The organism is Hungatella sp. L36, assembly GCF_014288035.1.
Genome location: NZ_JACOPC010000024.1, coordinates 18,755 through 40,312, shown reverse-complemented (window position 1 = coordinate 40,312; position 21,558 = coordinate 18,755). Strand labels below are relative to the sequence as shown.

12 protein-coding genes are annotated in these 21,558 nt (G+C 48.7%); 1 reads left to right on the top strand and 11 read right to left on the bottom strand.

Annotated elements, in window-relative coordinates; genetic code table 11:
• Nucleotides 1–5: 5 nt before the first annotated feature.
• Genes H8S80_RS31425 through H8S80_RS31410 form a run of 4 tightly spaced genes read right to left on the bottom strand, consistent with a single transcriptional unit; the run spans nucleotide 6 to nucleotide 7,633 of the window.
• A complete protein-coding gene (locus H8S80_RS31425; protein ID WP_055650236.1) occupies nucleotides 6–2,201 on the bottom strand; it encodes a protein translocase subunit SecDF in 2,196 nt (731 codons plus the stop codon).
• Nucleotides 2,198–3,862: a Na/Pi cotransporter family protein gene (locus H8S80_RS31420; protein ID WP_055650237.1), complete on the bottom strand. Its 1,665-nt coding sequence runs from the start codon at nucleotides 3,860–3,862 to the stop codon at nucleotides 2,198–2,200. The genes H8S80_RS31425 and H8S80_RS31420 overlap by 4 nt, the downstream gene beginning before the upstream one ends.
• Nucleotides 3,859–4,950, bottom strand: a complete 1,092-nt coding sequence (gene ytvI / locus H8S80_RS31415; protein WP_055650238.1) for a sporulation integral membrane protein YtvI — start codon at nucleotides 4,948–4,950, stop codon at nucleotides 3,859–3,861. The genes H8S80_RS31420 and ytvI overlap by 4 nt, the downstream gene beginning before the upstream one ends.
• 19 nt (nucleotides 4,951–4,969) lie before the next feature.
• Nucleotides 4,970–7,633 carry a calcium-translocating P-type ATPase, PMCA-type gene (locus tag H8S80_RS31410; RefSeq protein ID WP_055650239.1) on the bottom strand — a complete coding sequence of 888 codons (2,664 nt, stop codon included), beginning with the start codon at nucleotides 7,631–7,633 and terminating at the stop codon, nucleotides 4,970–4,972.
• A gap of 412 nt (nucleotides 7,634–8,045) precedes the next feature.
• Between H8S80_RS31410 and H8S80_RS31405 the strand changes: the two genes are divergently transcribed.
• The gene (locus tag H8S80_RS31405; RefSeq protein WP_055650240.1) at nucleotides 8,046–9,866 is read left to right on the top strand and encodes a sensor domain-containing diguanylate cyclase; all 1,821 of its coding nucleotides are present in this window, start codon (nucleotides 8,046–8,048) and stop codon (nucleotides 9,864–9,866) included.
• A gap of 46 nt (nucleotides 9,867–9,912) precedes the next feature.
• Here the strand turns inward: H8S80_RS31405 and H8S80_RS31400 are convergent, their stop codons facing one another.
• The 7 genes from H8S80_RS31400 to H8S80_RS31370 form a co-directional block, all read right to left on the bottom strand.
• On the bottom strand, nucleotides 9,913–11,928 hold the full coding sequence (locus tag H8S80_RS31400; RefSeq protein ID WP_055650241.1) for a PcfJ domain-containing protein: 2,016 nt from the start codon (nucleotides 11,926–11,928) through the stop codon (nucleotides 9,913–9,915).
• Complete coding sequence (locus tag H8S80_RS31395; RefSeq protein ID WP_055650242.1) at nucleotides 11,925–12,698, bottom strand: Cas9 inhibitor AcrIIA9 family protein; 774 nt, start codon at nucleotides 12,696–12,698, stop codon at nucleotides 11,925–11,927. Before H8S80_RS31395 ends, H8S80_RS31400 begins: the two co-directional genes overlap by 4 nt.
• 58 nt (nucleotides 12,699–12,756) lie before the next feature.
• Nucleotides 12,757–13,689, bottom strand: a complete 933-nt coding sequence (locus tag H8S80_RS31390) for a DUF5688 family protein (RefSeq protein ID WP_055650243.1) — start codon at nucleotides 13,687–13,689, stop codon at nucleotides 12,757–12,759.
• Between the two features lie 80 nt (nucleotides 13,690–13,769).
• The gene (locus H8S80_RS31385; protein ID WP_055650244.1) at nucleotides 13,770–15,584 is read right to left on the bottom strand and encodes a YodL domain-containing protein; all 1,815 of its coding nucleotides are present in this window, start codon (nucleotides 15,582–15,584) and stop codon (nucleotides 13,770–13,772) included.
• Between the two features lie 47 nt (nucleotides 15,585–15,631).
• The gene (locus H8S80_RS34500) at nucleotides 15,632–16,834 is read right to left on the bottom strand and encodes a hypothetical protein (protein WP_070102789.1); all 1,203 of its coding nucleotides are present in this window, start codon (nucleotides 16,832–16,834) and stop codon (nucleotides 15,632–15,634) included.
• A gap of 69 nt (nucleotides 16,835–16,903) precedes the next feature.
• On the bottom strand, nucleotides 16,904–19,183 hold the full coding sequence (recD2, locus tag H8S80_RS31375) for an SF1B family DNA helicase RecD2 (RefSeq protein WP_055650245.1): 2,280 nt from the start codon (nucleotides 19,181–19,183) through the stop codon (nucleotides 16,904–16,906).
• Nucleotides 19,184–19,403: 220 nt separating this feature from the next.
• The gene (locus tag H8S80_RS31370; RefSeq protein ID WP_055650247.1) at nucleotides 19,404–20,471 is read right to left on the bottom strand and encodes a YqaJ viral recombinase family nuclease; all 1,068 of its coding nucleotides are present in this window, start codon (nucleotides 20,469–20,471) and stop codon (nucleotides 19,404–19,406) included.
• Nucleotides 20,472–21,558: the final 1,087 nt, after the last annotated feature.

The window sequence follows — 21,558 nt, the reverse complement described above, 5'->3', positions numbered from 1 at the left end:
TGAAATCAGATTCCGTCAGGCTCCGCCGTCTCTGTCTGCCACGCTTCCCGCTTCTTCACCCATAAGGCCCACAGGATACTGGCAATGCACACCGAAGAGAAACAGCCGCTGATAATTCCAAACAGCATGGGAAGAGAAAATTCAAAGATGGAAGGTATCTGGTAATACCAGGACACTGCCACCAGAATCAGCACGCCGATTACGGTTGTCACGGACGTATAGACCGACCGGGACAGGCTCTGGGATACACTCATATCCACTAACCGGTATACTTCCTTTCCTTCCCCCTTCCTCATATTTTCCCGTATCCGGTCATAAATAACAATGGTGTCGTTGATGGAATATCCGATTATCGTAAGCACCACCGCCACAAATGCGTCATTCAGAGGAATCGAAAATACCAGGAACACGGCAAAAACAATCAGCACATCATGAACCAGCGCCGCCATGGCCGCCAGCCCGGCCGAAAGCCCGGACAGAATCGAGAACCGTATCCATACATACAGGGTTATCAATACCGCGGCAAGCCCCATGGCTATCATAGAGCGGTTTAACGCCTGCTGCCCGATATAGGGCTGGACAGAATACGTTTCCGACAGCGCCGCTTCCAGCTCCCCATATTCCCTGTGAATCAAATCCGTGGCCTGTCTCTGCTCCTGGGGGCTGATTCCTTCCTTTCCGGAAAAGGTCACCACCATGGACTGCCTGCCTTGGCCGTCCTCCCTTGTAAACCGGACGCTCACGTTCCGCCCCAGCTCTTCTCCCAGGGAAGCCGCCAGTCGTTCTGAGTCCGTTACCTCCCGGATTTCATAGTTCAGAGTCGTTCCCCCGGTAAACTGGGTGTCCAGGCTTACGCCATTTCTGGCAAGGCCCAGAAAGCCGACAAACAGGGCCGCGGCAGATATGGACAGCCAGACCTTCTTATATTTCATGAACTGGTAAATTCTCTGCTCCTTCTTATAACGGAACCACCCGGCAGCGGAAAAACGGCCTTCCTTCACAAAGGACAGCAGAATCACTTTTGAATAATACACACCAATTACCACATTGATGATGATTCCGGCCAGCAGTGTATAACCGAAGCTGAGCATCGGACCGGAACCAAAAAGCATCAGGATCGCCGCCACAATGGCGCTGGTGATATTTCCGTCCATTACGGAGCTGTATGCCCGCTTATATCCGGCAAGAACCGCGTCCTTTAAGGAAGCGCCGTCCCTTAGTTCCTCTCCAATCCTTTCATTGATGATCACATTTGCGTCCACCGCCATTCCCAAAGACAGGATAATGCCCGCGATACCAGGCAGCGTCAGTGTATACTGGGGAACCGATATCGCCAAAAGCTGCAGGCAGGTCTGGAACGCCAGACCAAGGCAGGCCACAAAGCCCGGCAACCGGTATTTCACCACCATAAAGACACAGATCAGAACAAATGCCCCAATCCCTGCCGCCACCATGATATCCAGAGCCGAGGCTCCCAGGGAAGGGCTGATTGTGCTGAAATTCCGCGTTGCCATGGAGTAGGGAAGAGCGCCTGCATTGATTTTATCCGACAGCTCCTTCGCCTGCTCATAGCTTTCCATTCCGTCAATAATAGCGTTTCCGCCTGTAATCCGGTCCTTTACCACCGGGTTGGAGATGATGGTGTCGTCCATAAAAATCCCCATACGCTGACCGGTCAGCTTTCCTGTGGCATCCGCAAACTTCTCTGCGCCTTCCTCCGTAAAATGCAGCTCCACCGCATACTGTCTCGGTCCGTTCCCGCCGCTTTCCACCGGGCTGCTGGTGGAAACGTCCTTTCCCTCCAGCATGATCGTTCCCGCCTCATCACGGAAGGTCAGATTAGCCATTTCTCCCAGTTCTGCGATTGCCACTTCCGGGTTAAACTGCGTTTCCCCTGACTTCCAGGGAAAACGCACAATCACATAGCCCCGGTCCGTGTCAGCCGTCACCTCCCGGTCCAGAATGTTTCTGTCGTCCAGCCTGGATTCCATGATGTTGCGGGCCGCTGTGACCTCTGCCTCCGTAGGGGCGCGGTCTAAGCCTACCGGCTCAAAAACAGCCTCCACGCCGCCGCGGATATCAATGCCAAACCTCATATCCCTGGCGCCCTTCATCTCGTCCCCCATCCCAAACCATACAACAGCAGCACTTATAACCAGCAGCAACAGCATTGCCGCCAGACTTTTTCTTCCAGGTTTCATAATTTCTCCTTTTCACTTACAGGGAGCCGGTCCGTCTCCTCCAGACCGGCCCAGGCGCGTGCAATATTTAATACGTGATCGCCAATCCTTTCAAAATCCGTCAGAATTTCCGAATACAGAATGGAAGTCTCAACATGGCAGGTTCCCACGCCCATACGCTCCATCTGGTTCAACCGGTACAAAGCCGCCTTATCATCAATCTCCTGCTCCACCAGAGCAGCCTCCTCCGCCAGATAGCCGGAAGCGATATAATCCGCGTTGCAGAGCAGCCGCAGGGCGCACCTGCAGGACTGTCTCATTTCCCACAGCTCGCCTGACGCCTGCTCCGACAGCTCCAGCTTCCGGTCCATCATATTTTTGGCATAGCCCGCCAGATTCTTTGCGTGATCCCCGATACGCTCTATGTTGCCGATAACCGTGAACATGTGGCGCAGGGCTTCCACCTCGTCCGGAGAGTGCTCTGCCTGGAGAACCTTTGAGATTTTCCGCGACAGCCGTGCGTTCAGCAGGTCAATTTCCTCCTCCCGCTCCAGAATTTTTTTCAATTCCGTCTCGTCCCTGTCCCCGAATGCCAGAAAGCCCTTATCCACGTTTTCCGCAGCCAGGGAAAGCATTCGCCCGATGTCCTCCTTCAACTGTTTTCTGGCAATTACCGATACCCCCAGCACATGCTCTGACTCCAGCAGATCCTCGAACCAGCGTTCCTCCTCCGCCTTTCCCATAGCCTTATCCGGCAGAAGCCTGCCCGCCAGACAGGCAAGCTGCGATCCAAAGGGCAGCAGAAGAAGCGTTGTCACAATATTAAACAGCGTGTGCATGTTTGCAATCTGTGCCGCCGGATTAGCCGGGGTTAAGTCTCCCACCAGACCTGTAAGCGGCCATATGATACAGACAGCCGTAAATACAGCCGTCCCGATTACATTAAACAACAGATGGATCAGCGTGGCCCTTTTTGCGTCACGGCTCGCTCCAATGGAAGCAAGCGCCGCCGTAATGCAGGTTCCGATATTCTGCCCGAACAGCACAAACACCGCGCTGTCCAGACCAATCAGGCCGCTGACAGCCAAAGCCTGCAGGATACCCACAGAAGCCGACGAGGACTGAATGATGGCTGTAAATGCAGCGCCGGCCAAAATGCCCAGAAGCGGATTCGAGAATCTTGTCATGAGATTGACAAAGACCTCCGATTCCCGCAGAGGAACCATAGCCTCCCCCATCATGCCCATGCCGATAAACAGGATTCCCAGACCGGCTATGATACCCCCGGCAAACTGGACGTGTTTTCTCTTTACAAACAGGATCAGCGCCACGCCGACAAAGGTAATAAAAGGAGCCAGTTCACCGATATCCAGGGCAATCAGCTGCCCCGTGACAGTGGTTCCGATATTTGCTCCCATGATAATCCAGACCGCCTGCTTTAAAGTCATAAGCCCGGAATTGACAAAGCCCACCACCATAACCGTTGTGGCGGAAGAGGACTGGATCACCGCCGTGATACCGGCGCCCACGCATACCCCGAGAAAACGGTTTGCGGTAAGGCGCTCCAGAATATGCTTCATACGGCTGCCGGCTGCTGCTTCCAGATTGACGCTCATCATCTGCATACCGTATAAAAACAGCGCCAGACCGCCCAGTAAGCCAAAAACCATACTCACACTCATCCTTTTTCCTCCGCCATCCTAAATACTTTTATTGCCCCGCTTTCGTTTAAATGACGCAGCAGCGAAAGCCCGATTGGAAAACCGAACAGTCCCAGGACGCCAAACAACTGGGCGCCCACGAACATACCCGCCAGAGTCACAACCGGGTGGACCCCAATCTGACCGCCTACAATCTTCGGCTCTAAAATATTGCGGACCACCGTAACAAACAGATAAACCAGCAAAAGTCCCAGCGCCAACGCGTAATCTCCCTGGAGGGCTGTAAGAATGGTCCACGGTATCATGATACCTCCCGTTCCCAATACCGGAAGAATATCAAAAAGCGCAATCAGGAACGCGATCAGAACAGAGTTCTCCACCCCTATGACAGTCAGCCCTACCGCCAGCTCCACAAACGTAATCGTCATAATGAGTGCGTAGGAACGGATACACACAAGTAAGGTGCCCACCACATATTCTTTAATCTGGAGAAATATATCCTTCGCCTTTCCGTCAAGCTGCATCAGGCAGAAACCGGTCAGCCGGTGGTAATCCAAAGCGATAAAAAAGGTAGATATAATCATGAGCAGCATTTCAATAAATATGCCGGGCAAGGACGAGGCAATTCCGGAGATATATCCCATGGCGTCCATAGACAGGCTTGAAACCATCTGCCCCGCCGACTGGACAAACTGGGCCTCCAGCTCCATGAAGGCAGACAGAAGCGCGCCGTCCACCCGGAAAACCGACTGCTCAAAGCTGTCAAAAAGACTGATTAAGGCAGGCTCCACATAATATGCGTAAATATCCGGCAGGCTGCCGGTAAGCTCCTTTGCCGCAGAAAATGCCTTGACGCCCAGCAGAAAAATCAAAAACCCGATGGTGCTGTAAAATAACAGCACCACCAGAACAGCGGCTATCCTCCAGTTCAGACGTAACCTTTTTGACACAAATCCAATGGGGCCCTTCAGAACCCATGCAATCAAAAAGGCTGCCACGAACGGGGAAAGCATGGACATACCATACTTTATCACCGCAAAAGCCATTAAAAATAAGATCATAAAATACATAAAGTGGATAACAAACTCTCTTCTCTTTTCAGTTTTCATAGGTTGCTTCCTCCAAAAATCACTGTCTCTCTTTTTTTCTGGACCGTTTTACCCACTTCACAGCTTCCATCTGAACAATAGACATGATAGATAGCCCCATAACCATAAGCCACTGGCTTCCGGTCAGGTCTGTCAGCCGGAAAGCGCTCTGTAATGCCGGAATAAAGAGAATACATGCCATCAGGCCGGCCGACACCAGAAACGATACTGCCAGCCAGGGGTTAGGGCCTTCCGCCCGCACCCAGATGGGTTCTGTATTAGATCTCTGGTTAAACGCGCGGAGCATCTGGGAAATAGCCAGAACGCAAAAGGCCATAGTCTGCCCCGTGATATGGCCGTCCTGATCCGCTCCGATAAAGTAAGCAACGATTGTCATAGCAGCCACAAAAACACCCTGACGGATTACTCTGGCAATCAGGTCGCGTTCAAACAGCGTTCCCGCCTTCACCGGCTTATGCTTCATGATATTTTTGCTGGCCGGGTCAACGCCCAGCGCCAGCGCCGGCAGGGTTGCGGTCGCTAAGTTCACCCAGAGAATATGCACCGCTAAAAGCGGCGCGTCCCAGTTAAACAAGGTTGCCAGAAACAGCGTTGTAATCTCTGCTATATTTCCCGCCAGCAGGAACTGAATGACCTTCTGGATATTCCGGTATACACGGCGCCCCTCCTTAATCGCATAGGCGATTGTGGTAAAGCTGTCGTCCAGAAGAATCATATCCGATGCTTCCTTTGCCACGTCTGTTCCCGTGCGCCCCATCGCCACGCCGATATCGGCGGCCTTCAGCGCCGGGGAGTCATTTACGCCATCGCCCGTCATGGCCGCCACTTCGCCGTTCCTCTTCAGGGACTGGATAATCCGGAGCTTATCAGCCGGGGATACCCTGGCGAAAACCGTGGTCTGCTCCACCGCCTGGTCCAGCTCTTCCTCACTCATGGCCGCCAGTTCCTCACCGGATATCACGGTATCGCCCTCCTGCCAGATAGAAAGCTCCTTTGCAATGGCAAGGGCAGTCACCTTATGGTCGCCGGTAATCATAATGGTGCGGATACCGGCGTTCCGGCAGGTGCGTACCGATTCCGCCACTTCCTTTCTCGGCGGATCTATCATACCGGCAACGCCGATAAAGGTCATATCAAACTCAATATCTTCTTCCTCGTCCTCCGGCAGATGCTTTAAGTTTTTCACGGCAAACCCCAGCACACGCAAGGCTTTCTGTGACATAGAATCACACATATCCTGTATCTGGCCCATATCTGCCTGCGTTATTGGGCGCACACCCTGAGAGGTCAGGATTCCCGTACACAGGGGCAGCATTTCGTCAACCGCTCCTTTGGTATAGGAGACTAGCTGCTGATCTATCTCATGAACCGTTGACATCCGCTTTCTTTCGGAATCAAAGGGCTGCTCAAACAGCCTTGGATACGTCTCCTCCAGCTCTTCATGGTCGATTCCAAACCTTTGAGCCAGGAAAATCAACGCGCCCTCCGTGGGGTCTCCGATGATTTCCCCTTTATGGTCAGGGTCCAGGCTTGCATTGTTGCACAGCGCGCCGGCATAGACCAGCTCCCGGTAAACCTCCGGATGTTCTCTGTCCGCCGCTTCAACCGGCGTTGTCCTTTTTGCCTCAAAATCTCCATTCACCGCAATCTGGGTGACGGTCATCTGGTTTAAGGTCAGTGTTCCAGTCTTATCGCTGCAGATTACCGTTGCGCTTCCCAGCGTCTCCACCGCAGGCAGCTTCCGGATTAAGGCGTTCTGCTTTGCCATTCTCTGGACGCCCAGAGCCATAACAATGGTAGCCGTGGCAGGCAGCCCCTCCGGGATAATGGAAATTGCCAGAGAGATTGCCACTAAAAACTGCGGAATCAGCGGCCTTCCATAAAAAGCGCCGATTGCAAAGATAAGGGCGCAGACAATGATACCCACCACGGTCAGGGTTTTTCCTACCGCGTTCAGCTTCCTCTTCAGCGGGGTATCCAGCTCATCCTGGTTTTCCAAAAGTCCGGCAATATTACCCACCTCTGTATTCATGCCCGTTGCCACTACCACTCCGGTTCCGTGGCCGTAGGTGACAATCGACGAGGTATACGCCATATTTACCCGGTCTCCCAGCACACACTCCTGCGGCATGATGTCCTTGGCATCCTTTTCAGAAGGGACGGACTCGCCGGTGAGAGAAGCCTCCTGTATTTTTAAATTAGCTGATTCTATTAACCGTAAGTCCGCCGGAACCATAGCCCCATCGTCAATCAGGACAATATCTCCGACGACCAGTTCACTGGCCGGCACAATGCTTTCCTCTCCCTGGCGCAGAACTCTGGCATTTGGCGCGCTCATCTGCTTCAATGCTTCCAGAGAGCTTTCCGCCTTCCTTTCCTGCACAATCCCGATGACCGCGTTGATAATTACGATTGTCAGGATAACGATTGCTTCCGTCCATTCCCGGAGTATGGCGGAAAAGACAGCGGCGCCAATCAAAATCAGTACCATGGGATCGGTAATCTGGCTTTTAATCATCTGCCAGATTGTTTTCTTCGGTTTCTGACGCAGTTCGTTGCGTCCATAGTGGGCCAGCCTTTCGGCAGCCTCGGCATCGCTGAGCCCCTCTTCTGAGGTATGTAATGCTTTGTAGATTGCCTCCGGCTCTGATGCGTGCCAAGGCAGTCGCTTGTGATTTTCCATATAGGAAAGACCACTCCTTTCTTTTTTGAGATATGATTTGTTATTTATTCTAAGTCAGAACACAAAAAGACATAGCCCGCGCCATTATCAAAGAGCGCAGGTTATGCCTTCCATGTACTGAAGCTTATTCCATTGATTTATATTACTATAACATCGGGCAGCGTCGCTATCGGCGTCGTCCATATAGAGCAGGGTTCCTTTCTGAATAAAAACTGGTTTCAGGTGTTTTATTGGCATTATATGAGGATGGGGCATCTCCTGTCAACAGACATCATGTAATTTTAACAAATATTTAATACTTCCATGACAGATTTTCTGGTTACATGAAAACACATTGACCGGGCAGGTTATGCCATTATATAATAACTGTATTTACTGACAGCTTCACTGTATATAAGACAGGAGAACTACCATGCGATTATATAAAAGGCCCTTGTTCGCCATAGGCGTCTCACTTTTTCTGGTACTGGCAGTCATTATCATAACCACCTTGATTTATGGTAATTCTGTCCACTCTGCCCTAAAAGAAGAGACTGACACCTATATGGAAGAATTGACCGAACAAAGCGCCAGACTCATTTACGAACGCGTAAAAAGCGACCAGACCTATTTGGAGGGCCTGGCGGCTTCCATCAGCGAGCTTGACATGCCCCTTTCCTCTCCAGGTACTTTAAGCATATTGAGCCAATGGATTGATATAACCCGCTTTAAATGGATGGCTGTTGCGGACGCCGATGGCACGCTCTATGTTCCGGGTTATCCGGAAACGCCGGATATCTCCCGGGAACCCTACTTTCAAAGTGGGATTCTTGGCGAGTCCTCCGTCATGTGGCTGCCGGAAATTGACGGCAAAAGTGAAAAGCTGGTAATATCCGTCCCGATTCATGACAACGGGGAGCCGGAAGGCGTGCTGCTTGGGCGGTATTCCATGGAAAACCTGGCCGAGCTGTTCACAATCGGCGCATTTGATGGAAAAGGATATAATTATGTCATGAAATCAGACGGCGGCATTATATTCCGGGCTTTAACCGATTCCACTGCGTCAGAATATAAAACCCTTGATGAAATTGCAGACAACACCTCCAATACCCTTACTCCGGGCGATGTAGACGCTATACTCCACAATATGGAAACCGGCGCCGGCGGCAGCATCACCTATGAAAGGGACGGCCAGGAGCGCATTATGAAATATATTCCAGTAGGAATTAATGACTGGAATTTAGCGCTGGTGATTCCCTCCGATGTAATTGACGCAAAAGCGCAGGCTATTATAAAAAGCACCAGCTTTTACAGCGGCGTCATGATATTGTCATTTTCATTCATAGCAATACTCATTTTCTACTTAAAACACCAGAGCCACAGAGCGCTGCAGAGGGCTTACCAAAATATTGAATCCATTTACCGGACCGTCCCCAGCTCGGTGGTGCAATTCAAAAACGACCGCGATTATTCCATTCTGGGTGCAAATAACGCCTTTTATCATTTCCTCGCATATACGCCCCAGGAATTTGATAAGCGGATCGGGAGTTTTCTGCTCCCCATTATCCATCCCCAGGACCGTGAATTTCTTTCGGCTCTGCCGGACGGACTGTCCGCGCATGAATTCCGGGTGCAGGACGCTCACGGTCAGATGAAGTGGGTTTACGGTAATTTTGACTGCTCAAAGGACTCTCAAACAGTTTTGTGCGCCTTTTTCGATATCAGTGAACAGAAAAAGCTGTTGATGAGCGCCGAGCAGGAGGCATTGATTGATCCTCTTACCGGAGTAAAAAACAGACTGGCGGTAGAAAAGAAGCTGCCGGAGCTGCTTTGCGCGGCAGAGGCTGCGGGGGCCTTAATGATATTTGACTTAGATAAATTCAAGCAGATCAACGATACGCTGGGACACCCGGAGGGCGACCTCGTATTGCAGAAATTTGCCCGCTGCCTGCTGGAAGTCTTTGGAAGTGATAATTTTGTAGCCCGCCTTGGGGGAGATGAATTCATTGTATATTCAGACGATACGTTAACGCAAGAAGCTGCGGCACAGAAAGCGCGGCAGCTCATTGATAAAATGGCCCTGCAGATGGGAATGGCAGAAAAACGCTGCGGTTTAGCTGTGAGTATTGGCATTGCATTCTATCCGTCAGACGCCGGCAGCCTGCCGGAATTAGTAAAGCTGGCAGACCGGGCGCTTTACCGCGCAAAGCATAATGACGGGAAGTGTTATATGTTTTATTCGGAAATAAAGTAATCGTCAAGGGGAAAAGGCTGTTCGTGCCTTTTCCCCGTCCTGTATTTTAAGCTGCCAACTGCTCCGCTGGCGCCATTACAACCTTCTGTTCCCAAACCTTTAAAAAAAGCTTAATCTGAGGGGTTGGCGCCTTGTTGCCAAACATACTCACCTGACCGACCTCCGCCCCATTCAATTCAACGGTACAAAGGGGCTTGTCCGGTTCGCTGACCTTGCGTACAAAGAAAACCAGGCACTTTCTTTTTACTATGCTTTTTACATAAGTTCCTATACAATGATGGAGCTTGTGCCCTTCTTCCATTATTTCTTTCACTGAGCGCGGAAGAACGATAAAATAACCATTCTGCATAAAGGTATACTGGCTATTCAGCTTTTCATAGAGCTTTTGAATTTGATTTTCATAGGCCTGAGCTTTCTCCTTATCCGATAAATCATTGACCTTATCATGCGCCTTTGAAAGATTGGCAGGATAGAGGACAAAGCTATTGCTTAAATCGTATTCCAGAGCCTCACACATACTGATATAGTCTCTGTAGCTGTTCAAAAGGGTTTCCATATCATAAAACACTGTCTGATCGGACCAGCTTCTCCTCTGATACTTTTCAAATTGTTCATTGGCATAACGGATCAGCTTATATGCAGTCATATATTGTAAGGGAACCGTCAGGTTTTCCAACCGGCCGACCTTATGCCTTGTACACCAGGTAAATAGCTGTTCATCTACAGGAATATGGTTCTTCAAAAACTTTTTGATAAGAGTCAATTGTTTGCTGCCCGGATTAATTCTCCGAAGCAGCGGAAGATAGCTTTTACCCAGACCGAGCACCCCATAGATGCTCTTACCTTTTTTATTAATAGCATAATCCAGCATATAATAGTAATAGTTTGGGTTTACGAGTTCCTCCGCCAATCTGTATAATCCCAGCTTTACCAAATATTCCAGCATGGGATAATCCAGAAATCGTTTCAGATAATCAATCACATAAAACGGCGATTTGTCTGCCTGATAGTAATTTTTAAGCTGAGAATATTTCCAGGGGGTGTTATCCAGCACCAAGTCCAGATTCCTGTCATACAGGTAACCATTGTCATCCGCATTAAAATTATACTGCCATTTGCTGAACACCGGACGATTACCTTTTTTCCATGGTGTAATATCCTCGCTGTAGAATTGCTTGTAAAAGTGTTCTGAACTTGCAGCACCTTTACGGTCCAAGCAAATAAATATCCTGGAGCTTTCATAAATATCCTCTTCTGGAACGTCGGCATTTGGATATCTGCGGTATATTTTAACAAAACGTACCACCAGCTCTGTATCTGATATCCGCTGAAGGACTTGTAGCGTTTCCCTGTCCAGTACATTTCCACGCCGCCCCCGGCTTTTATAAGTTACCGCCTTTTTACAAAGCGGACAGCAGCCTTCGGTATTATGCTTTATTCCCGATACCTTAACTGACCGCCTGCAGGCTGTGCAGTAACCGACCATCTCTTTGGCGCCTTTAGAATAGGTATAGAATATGTACACGGGCATAATCTCCTTATGTATCCAGCTTTTCAGTCCCCTCGGCAGTCCTGGTACGGTTTCCATCCTTTCTATGATTTTTCTCTGCTTACTGTGCCTTCTCTGCAGCGTAGATTGATGCATAATTCTGGACTGCAGGGAATCCAGGCAAGCAAATCCGTCTTTTTTATCCTCTTTGCAAAATCGCATAACTTTCTTTTCATCATTCAAGGAATAGAACGCACATTTATTTCTGAAAGATGGCTGCCTGCTTAAATTATCAAAGGCTGCTTTTCTCCAATAGACTGCCCCATCCTCACGCCGCGCTAAAGTGATATATTGTTCACGGCTCTGAAACACGGTCCACAGCGGACGGGTTTCTCCCACGTTCACCTGCTCCCTGTCATAGACATACAAGATAAGGACTCTCTGATGGTCCACATTCCTTACCGCCGACCTCACAATATACTGAAGCTGGTCTGCACAGAACAAACCACTGTTCAAATTCATCTTCCATGTCGGATCAGCAAGCTTTCGGCAAGCTCTCTTATTCAACCTCATCCTGCTTTCACCTCCGCGACAAAATCCAGCATTAGCTGCCCGGCAACACCTTCGTCTGCCGAAACCTCCTGTTTCTTCTGCTCCTGTTTTTTATCCGGCTTTTTCTGATCCGCTTTCTGCTGCTTACTGGTTGTTTTACTCTGAAACTGTCTGGGAACAAATTTTTCTTCCTGTTCCTTATCTTCTTCTGCGTCCAAATCTCTGAAATAATCCTCGGCCCACTGGTAGCAAAGCTCATCCGGCACATCTTCACCATATAAACCGGCTGTAAGTTCAACACAGTTATCCTTCATATCCTGCTCAATGAAAGCTTTAGCCTTGCGGTATATATAACGAAAGCAGTGAATCATATTCTTTTTCGGATGCATGACCAGCCGCGCAAAGTCCGGACTATCCAGGCAGAGGGTCTGGATATGTTCCGAAACGCACTCCTTCATATTTCGCCGTGTCAGCCGCTCTGTATCGGCGCTGACACGTCTCAAGGAAGCTGTCGTTACCTCGTCATTATTCATGGCCCTCAAGTGATTCAGCTGTTCCTGCTCGGCTATCCTTTTTGCCTGCTGCTTTGCCTTCCATTCTTCTTTCCGATTTGCTTCGGCAGCTTCATGCTCGGCGCGCTTTTTATCCTCTTTATTGTCTTTTTTCTCTGCTTTCTCCTGCTCTTTCTCCAGGTCGGAGGGCAGAAGAAGTTCCTCCGCCCCCTTGTCCGTTTGAATGACAGTCTCTGTGTCCTCTTTATGTAGCGTCACAATTCTCAAAGGGTCCTGCATTAATAAGCTCCTTTCTTCTTTCTGATTTTTTACTTCCCCCACTCTCACAACAGGTAGCTTATAGGCTGGGACCTCTGTGTGCAATGGTAATAGAATCCTTTTCCCTGCTGTAAAGATAGACGCTGTTTGATAAGCGGTCCTCCATTGAAACCTCGGTTTCGTTAACCATCTCTACCATATGTGAAAAGGATTCATACTTCCCGTTTACCTGCCTTTGAGGAATTAACAGCACTTCATGACGGCTGGAAGGCAATATCACGATATCGTCTCCATCTAACTCCGCAAATTGCTTCAAACCGTCCCCATATAAAAGAGTAGCCGCGCCCTGTAACCCTGTTTCCGTCGTCATAACCCAAAATCCGCGGTCACGAGGTATGCTTTCACGCAACATTGAGATATCTAATCCCCCGCCCATTCTCTCCGCAAAGTCCTCCATGACACTCATCATAGGTCTTATACTGACCGGATAGCAGGTACGCATATTGCACAGGGCATCCTCATAAATCCGCTCTTTTCCAACACCCCATATTTCTAAATGGTGATGCTCCACAGCGGCAGTAAGCAATTTCATGCTGTCGCTGTCTATCTCAATATAAAACACGATTGCAGTATCAAGAAACGGAATATAAGGCATTGTCTCCAGCCGGGCTTGATTCGCCTCATAGTTAATCAGCTTCAGCCGTATTTTTGACTGCACGGCCTCATAATCAGTCAGGCAGCCCGAGCCTATCATTTCCTGTATCCCGCCGTCCTCCTGTATCCTTGCAATTTCATCGACAATTTCAACCATATTCATCCCGTCAGACACATACTGATCGTAATATTTATCCAGGTAAACAAGGGGTGAAACTCCCTCCTTTTTCTTGAACACGATACCGGTTAAATGCTGCCCGTTATTGCGGGGAGTTGTCTTAATCAGCAATTCGCATGTGTCGCCCACTCTATTCCGTACTCTGTCAATTACTTCATAAATAAAATCTTTCTTTATCATCTTTTTCCTCCTGATAGCAAAGGCGCGGAGACAGGTTTCCGCCTGCTCCACGCCTTTGTTTTATCTGTAAATATACATTATCATGTTCCATCAATCCCTTTAGGCAGGGATTGCTCTATTTCCTTCATGGGCTTTGCAAAAAACGGCGAAAAGCCTACCGGGACAAAATCCTCCTTATCCCGATAATAATAGCTTCTCTTTTCCCGATCATATAGCTCCACCACATCTGACGGCGCCAGACTTCTCCCGTGATATCCTTCCGGCAATGCGCCGCTATAACGACTGAAAATCCGGTCCAGAATCTCCGTTTCCGAACTGTCCCAGGGACAGACCAGTTTATCCTCGCACATCAGCCGGTATTCCATGGCAGGCGGCTGCGTATAATCCGCTTTGTGCAGTGCGTCAATCCCTTTAAAAGCAAAGGGTATGGTTCTTCTTTCTCCGTCAAAATCAAGTTGATAGATGCGAAACCTCCGGCAGCTTTGCTGGGATTTCAAAAGTGTTTTTAATTCGCCGGCCCCGCTTTGGATATATGCTTCATACTCTGTCGATGACAGCCCCAGATATTCCATCAGGCTTATTCCCTTTTTATGTTCCGTCTGCCAGACTTCTATACAGCCATTTATAGACTCAAAGCTGCACTGGCCCCAAAGAAAGCTTTCCTTGAAGCACAGTATAGGCTTCTTCTTTGCCTGCCTTTCCTTTTTCCGAAGCGCAAGCTGCCAGTCGTCAATTCCTTTATAATTAGGATTCCAGGTCAGCGGCCGGCAGTCCATGCCATGGCTCTTTGCCATCAGGTATATCCTGGAGGCTCCCCTGGACGTCATATGATTATTAAATTTGTCCATATCAGCTGCTTCAATAATCAGTTCTGTGCCATTTTGGGCCAACACCCCAAACAAGGGGTCTAACTGCTGGGTATTGTTGGCTCCGGCGACAGCTACAAACGAGCGGTCCATCAGCATGTGCGCGATATCTGCTTTCAGAAGCCCTTCCGTGATATATATGGTACGCGAACATGGATTCCCAATAAAATGAACAGGGCTTCCTGACGTGACCCCCATATTCCTGTTGGAAGAGGAGAGCCAGATGTACTTTGTTCCCGCCTTATCCGGCGGATCGTCTTTATTCTTTATTGGAGTATCCAGCAATATCTGAGCGCCGCGAATCAAACCGTCTATGCCGACTGCAGGAATCAGGATACCCGATGTCCTGCGGTGGAACTTAACCGTCCACCTGCCGTCTTCGTCCATATAAAAACCAGGAACGCCCTGCACCGTGCAGCCCTGCTTAATTAACCGGTCTGTAAGAGAACGGCATAGAAAGGGCAACGGTGTGCTCTTAAATCCCAGAACCTCAATCTGTTCATCTGTCAGGCCGCGCTTATCAGACCGCAAATGCAATCTGTGCGGCGTCCTCAAGGTCAGCATTCCAAAAAGCAGTGAAAGAGTCTGATGTATTTCCTGTATATCCGCGCGGGGAGATTGCGGTACTTCTGCTAAAGAACCGCTGTTGTGTCCCAAACCATTTCCCGGTGCAGCCACAGGTTCCGATAATCCCGGCCCGGTATCACCGGAACCCTCTGTGACTTTAATAACTGGCCTGCTGCTGTAAGCAGTGTTTTCAATCCGAAGGGCCTCTCGTATTTCCCTGTTCGCCTCCGAGTTCGTGATATGGTTCAGCCTTGCATACAGGCTTAACATTCCCCCCTGTTCCCCGCAGTAATTGCAGCGCCAAACATTCTTGACATAATTCAGGTTCATCTTACCCCTTCGGTCTTTGCAGAACGGACAGTCTGTATAAACGCTGTTTGGACCAGGCCGGCGTCTTTGCAGGTGCAGCAGCTCCGCCACGTCCAATATCCCATACGGGAAATCCTGGGGATAAGAGTCCATCTGCTGTTTCTCCCTTCATCATGGTTGCGTGCCTATTTCGTATTCCGTTAGCCGGCCTTTTGCGCGTTCAGCGAATCCCACATAATCTGGGCCGCCGCGCGGAGAATATTGTTATTCTTCTTATAGCCGTATACATACCATTTAAGGCTTGGCGGACGGCGCTCTGCAACCTCGGCCAAGGTCCAGCCGTTGCAGGTTCCTTCATCAACCGTTACCTGCTGGGCTTCCTCAAAGGTCATTCTCTTTATGATTTCCGCCACCGGCATGTCGGCCGTATAGCTCACCTGACGGGCTTGTTCCTGTGCCGTATCCTGAATGATCTGCCCGGAAACAGCCCCGCCATTCGGGACAGGTGTATCTGCATTGGTACTTTTGGCTCTGCCTTCAGCCGCCGCATAATCCATCATTTCTGTAGGAAGCTGATCCCTCTCTCCACTAATCACCACATGTTCTCTGCGGGACAGAATTTCCTCCGCCGCCGTTGGCATGGCGGTTCCTTCTTCCCTTGTGGTGACAGACGATTTCTGTACTCCTTCCCTCTCTGCGAAAGCCGGTTGCGGAGAGTCTGTCCTGTGTTCCGTCTGTACCGGAATTTTAGAAACGTCTGCTGCCTGCTGTATCATTGTGACAGCGTTTACAGTTTGTTCCCGAGGGTCCGCATTATCTGCGGTCGGCTGCAAATCTTCGGCAGGCGGTACTGTCTGCTGTGTAGTTACAGCAGTAGTCATAGCCTGCGGCCGGCAGTCTGCTCCGGGATTAACCGCTTCTCTGTCGTTCCTGTCTGTCCGTTCGCCGGAGAGGGGAATTTCACTCCCATACCGTTCTCCATTTTTATCGCCACAGATATCGGAAAACTGCAGCCCAAATCCGGCATTTGTCAGTGCTTCGTCCAATGCCGCTTCCTGAGCCACCTTTATATAGTGACCGTTTGTGGCTTCCTCCCGGGTACAGGTAGCTGTATAGTTGCCGATGGGTTCCACATCGCTGCGGTCCAAATAAACCCTGGCTTCATAAATCGCAAGCTGCTCTGTGATACGGAGGGCGTTGAGCTTCAGCCTTCCCTGGGGATAGGCCAGCCGGAACCACAGCTTTTTGTAACGAAGATCCAGTTTTAAAACCTCTCCCTCCCCTGTCCTTGAAACAGTTCGCCGCAGCAGTTTACACGGGTCGAAGCCCTGGATCTGATTCAGCCCTGCCACAGCAGGACTCCTTTCATACAAAGATGCCACATGATGCTTCTTTTCACTCATTTGCAAAATCTCCTTCCATAAATAAAATAAGAGATACCCCATGCTTTTTCTGCACTTTGCATCTCATTTTTAACCTGCGTTTTTTAATTCCAGTTCTTCTAAATCTGCGGGTATCGGAATTCCTGCACTTTTGGCAAATGCTCTGTAATACAACCGGATTCGGTGACCCAGAAGCGTATTGCGCTTATTATTACCATTGCGGTGAATAGCCGTAAGGAGCGCTGATTTTTGCCCTACCAGGATAACCTTTGTTTTGGCACGCGTAACCGCCGTATAGAGCAGATTCCGGTAAAGCATGATTTTATGGGCTTCCAGAATCGGAATCAGTATAATCGGAAATTCGGACCCCATGGCTTTATGAACAGTAGTGGCATAGGACAGCTCGATATGTGACAGATCCTCTATCCCATATTCCAGCTCCCGCCCGACTCCAAAATCCATACCAATCCGTTTACCCTCCGGTGTGTCTTTGACATACCGGATAAATCCCAAATCTCCATTGGACACATGCTCTGTGTTTTTAGTCTGCATAATTCGGTCACCTACCCGGAAAGACATTGTTCCTGAATGTATTTCATCTTCCGTGGAACAAAACGGGTTTACCCGCTCCCGGATTACCGCGTTTAAATGTGCCGCGGAAGCAGCCCCATCCTCTCGGAACGGTGAAAGAATCTGCACCTGCTCAATTCCGTTTTCTTCAATCTCCTGACAATATCTCTCCGCTATAACCTCCGCGGCTTTCACCTGATTGACGCTGGAAATAAAAGTGAAGTCACTGCCATCATGCAGCTTGGTACAGCCCTGATTAATCAGCCTGGCATTATAGGGAATGCTGCTGTCCTTATCCTGCCGGAAGATTTCGTCCAGCACGGTGACCGGAATCAGCCCGCAATGTATCATCTCATACAATACGTTGCCGGCTCCTACGCTGGGAAGCTGGTTCACATCGCCTACCAATACAATTTTCGTATTCCGTTTCAGCCGCTTAAAAAATTGGCTCATCAGCCACATATCTACAAGAGAAACCTCATCCACAATAATAAGGTCAGCGTCCAAAAGACCGGGTTCTCTTTTCCGGCAGCTCTCATCCTCCTCACTGATGACACTTAAACCGCTGTGGAGAGTGCTGGCCTCCTCAAAGCCCGTGCTTTCCACCATTCGCCTGCTTGCGCGGCCGGTGGGAGCCATAAGCATGATGATACCCTTGGGACACAAAATCCGGAACACCTCTATGATTGCTTTAATAGCAGAGGTTTTACCAGATCCCGGCGGTCCTGTTATGATAGAAAGATTATATATACACGCCTGCTGAACGCCTTTTGACTGCATTGCGGACAGGGAAAGTCCAAACCGGCTCTTTACCTGCTCCAATAGAGAATTTATATTGGGACAAGGCGTTTTGTCCAGCAGACGCTGGGCAATCTGACGCGCTGTCTCGTCCTCCATCTCAAAGATGTCAGGTTTATAAATACAATCCTTCATAGATACGACAGTTCCGCTTAAAATTAGCTCCTGTTGCATATCCAGTACCTGCTGCTCCCGAATCCTCTGACTGGGAATCAGTATTTTTTCATTCAGCAGGTATAAGGCAGCCTTTAGCTGTTCCTTTTTTTCCAGGAATAAATGTCCGTTCTTCCCTTTTGCCTCGTCCAGCACACAAAGAAGCGCGCCCTTAATACGCAATGGGTCATGCAGGCCGCCTCCGGTTTTCTGCCGGATACTGTCTACCCGTCGAAAGCCAAAGCCTGAAATCCGGCACAGCTCAAAAGGATCGTTTTCGAGAATTTCAATGCTGGAAGGACCAAAATGCTGGTATATCTTTAACGCTGTTTTCGGAGTCAGCTTATAAGGCGCCAATAAAGTCATTAAATCCCGGAGCATACGGCTTTCCGCATAAGAGGTTTTTATATCCTCCAGCCTATTTTCCGTTATTCCCCGAATCTCCAGCAGGCGTTCCGGCTGCTTATCTAAAATGTCAATGATGTCCACTCCAAATCTGGCTACTATGTCGGAAGCCAGCTTGGGACCGATTCCCTTAATCAATCCGGAGGAAAGATATCCCTCAACGCCACTCTTTGTTTTAGGAACAATTTCCTGCCATTGCTCTACCTGGAGCTGATAGCCATGCTTTTTGTTGAGAACCCATTCCCCCTCCAGCTCCAGTTCCACCGCGTCTGTGAGTGGAAGCTCGTATCCAACGGCGATAAAGCGAATCAGGTGATCTTTTTGCCGTACAGATGAGCGGACATTTTCCGGTATTGTCTTGTCTGAGGTTTTTACACTAATAATACAGTATCTGTTTGCAGGATTATAAAATATTTTTTTATCGTAGGTTCCGGTATACTTCATTTTCGTTTCCTCCAGTTATACACGATTGCTAACAGTGTGAGAAATAAGGAGGCCAGCTTTAACGTAAAGCAAATTATAATCGGTGAAAATACCACTAGCCACTCTAAGTCAACTACTCCAAAAATTTTAAGGACAATTAAAATAAGGGCAATCGTTCCGCAAATTCCTATACCTTTGTATCTGCTTTTTTCTTTCATAAAATTTTCCTTTCATCAAACCTTTAGGCTGCTTTTCTGGACGAAGCCGCAACACGAAACCGTCTGGATTCAGAGACAGTGACAAACTCCTTATATATCTCCGGATACAGGATTTTCAGACGTATCAGATTATCTTTACTGATTGCAGGTTCCCGAACCGGGTTATAAGTAACTGTATAGCTGGTGCCATTCTGCTCGCAGACGGCGGTGCAGTTCTCCCCTAATTCGGCAATCATCTGGCCCTTTAGGCGCTCCATTTCATTTTTGACTTTTTTCGTGGGTGCTTCATAGGCGGTTTTTTGTTTCTTCAGCTCCTGGAAGCGCATCAGCTTAACTGCCATATGTTCGTCAAATGTAATGACCGGCGCGCTTTCATCTGCATTGCCTACATGGCTGCGGACACTTTTTACGATGAGATCTCCGTTTTCCGTGTATGGTGGCGGCACCTGGGCCTGTACATGATTCTGCCAGAATTCATGTTCGAGGAAAATCATTTCCTCCTCATAGGCAAGGTCCCGTTTCAACTCACGGATAATTACCTCATTCAAGTTGTTCCCGTAAAGACAGCAGTAGAAAATCCGGTCAATGTCCATGACCGACATATAATGCCGCCCCTGCGCTTCGTAATAGGACGGGACAATTTCCTTTTTATCCGTCCACCACTTGTCCCGGGCATTATAATTCGTGGTCTTTAATTCCAGTAAGGCTGTTGAGCCGTCCGGCAAGGTCACAAAGGAGTCAATATCCGCCAGCATAAACGGATACTTTGGGTGATAAAACATCTTTTTTACCTGATAAATGTTCAGCCCGGTTTTATGCTGAAAAATTTTGCCTACCAGATCCTCCAAAAGATGTCCTATTGCCATAGCTACCCAGTTTTCCTCATTATCATTGACAGATACGATGTTTAACTTATCGTAGTATAGATCCCGGGCCGTCCGAAACGGTGAAATTCCGAGAATAGCCGCCACGTCACTGCCGCCAATTCCGCGTCTCCGGTAAGATAACCATTCCTCCTCCGGAAGATGTTCCGTTTCTACAAGCACCCTGGGAATATGACGTTTCCTGTCCGGGGCTCGGCTTACACCCATTCATCAACACCCCCTTCGGGCTCTGCGGGGAATAAAAACCGATTTTACGATTGCACAACGATTCCATTTCCGCAATTCCACCTTTTTGTTTCCGGTATTCCATCTCTGTGAAACCACCCTCCTTTTTGAATTCGTTTTAAAGCTCGTTCTCTGTTTGACATTCATGTCTGTACCACCTTTCAGCTATAGAATTTATCCTCAAAGCCATATACTGGCATTTGGGCAACAAAAAAAGCGAGGATGGCTGAGGGACTAAGCACCTGATGTCCATAGTGCTCTATGAACCAAAGCCATTCTCGCAAATAAGGGAAAACCCGAAAAATAAAAAAACCAGTAAAATCATTGGCCGAAAGGGCGCAAGGATACTACTGGTACGAAAATACAAACTTGACAGCGTGTGCAATGCGACTATTTTGCATACATGCCAGAATAACCGCCTCACCCAAGGGTTTCGCACAAAAATCAATTACAGGAATAGTTTAACACAAGATATAGAATTAATCAATATCATTTTTCTATATCTTGTATTTTATGTTAAACGCTGGTCCATCAGGTTGTCCTTTGCTCCTGCTCCGACAGGGTGCGGATAAAGCCCAGTTCATATTCTGTCAGTAATATTTTCCCAGTCATATCCAAAGATACACTAAGTGGCTTTACATTATCAATTACCGATATTGCATAGCGGTATCCCAGATAAAACGAATGTCTTAATACGCCATACAACCGGCTGTCCCATGCGGAATAGACAGAAATCAAGTGTTCCTTGCGATGTAGTATGCCTCTCACCAGAGCAAAGAGAAGTGTTAGATTGCTGGTCGTCTATGTCCGAGAAGCAGCGGGATCTGTTCTTAGAACTATTTAGAAGTATCTTATAGCCCTGTGTTTATTTGACACGGGGTATTTTCTTATTATGCGGCTATTTTTTGCGCGGTTGCGTTCCGCCACCTGTCATCGCTGTATGAGACGGCCAAAGCGCGGAGACTGGCGGCCTTGGGCGATCTCAAAAAAATATTTGTTATGCCAGGACTTTCATGTTAAAATCATTATAACACCCTTTTATTAACAGTATCGGAAAGGAGCGACTTAT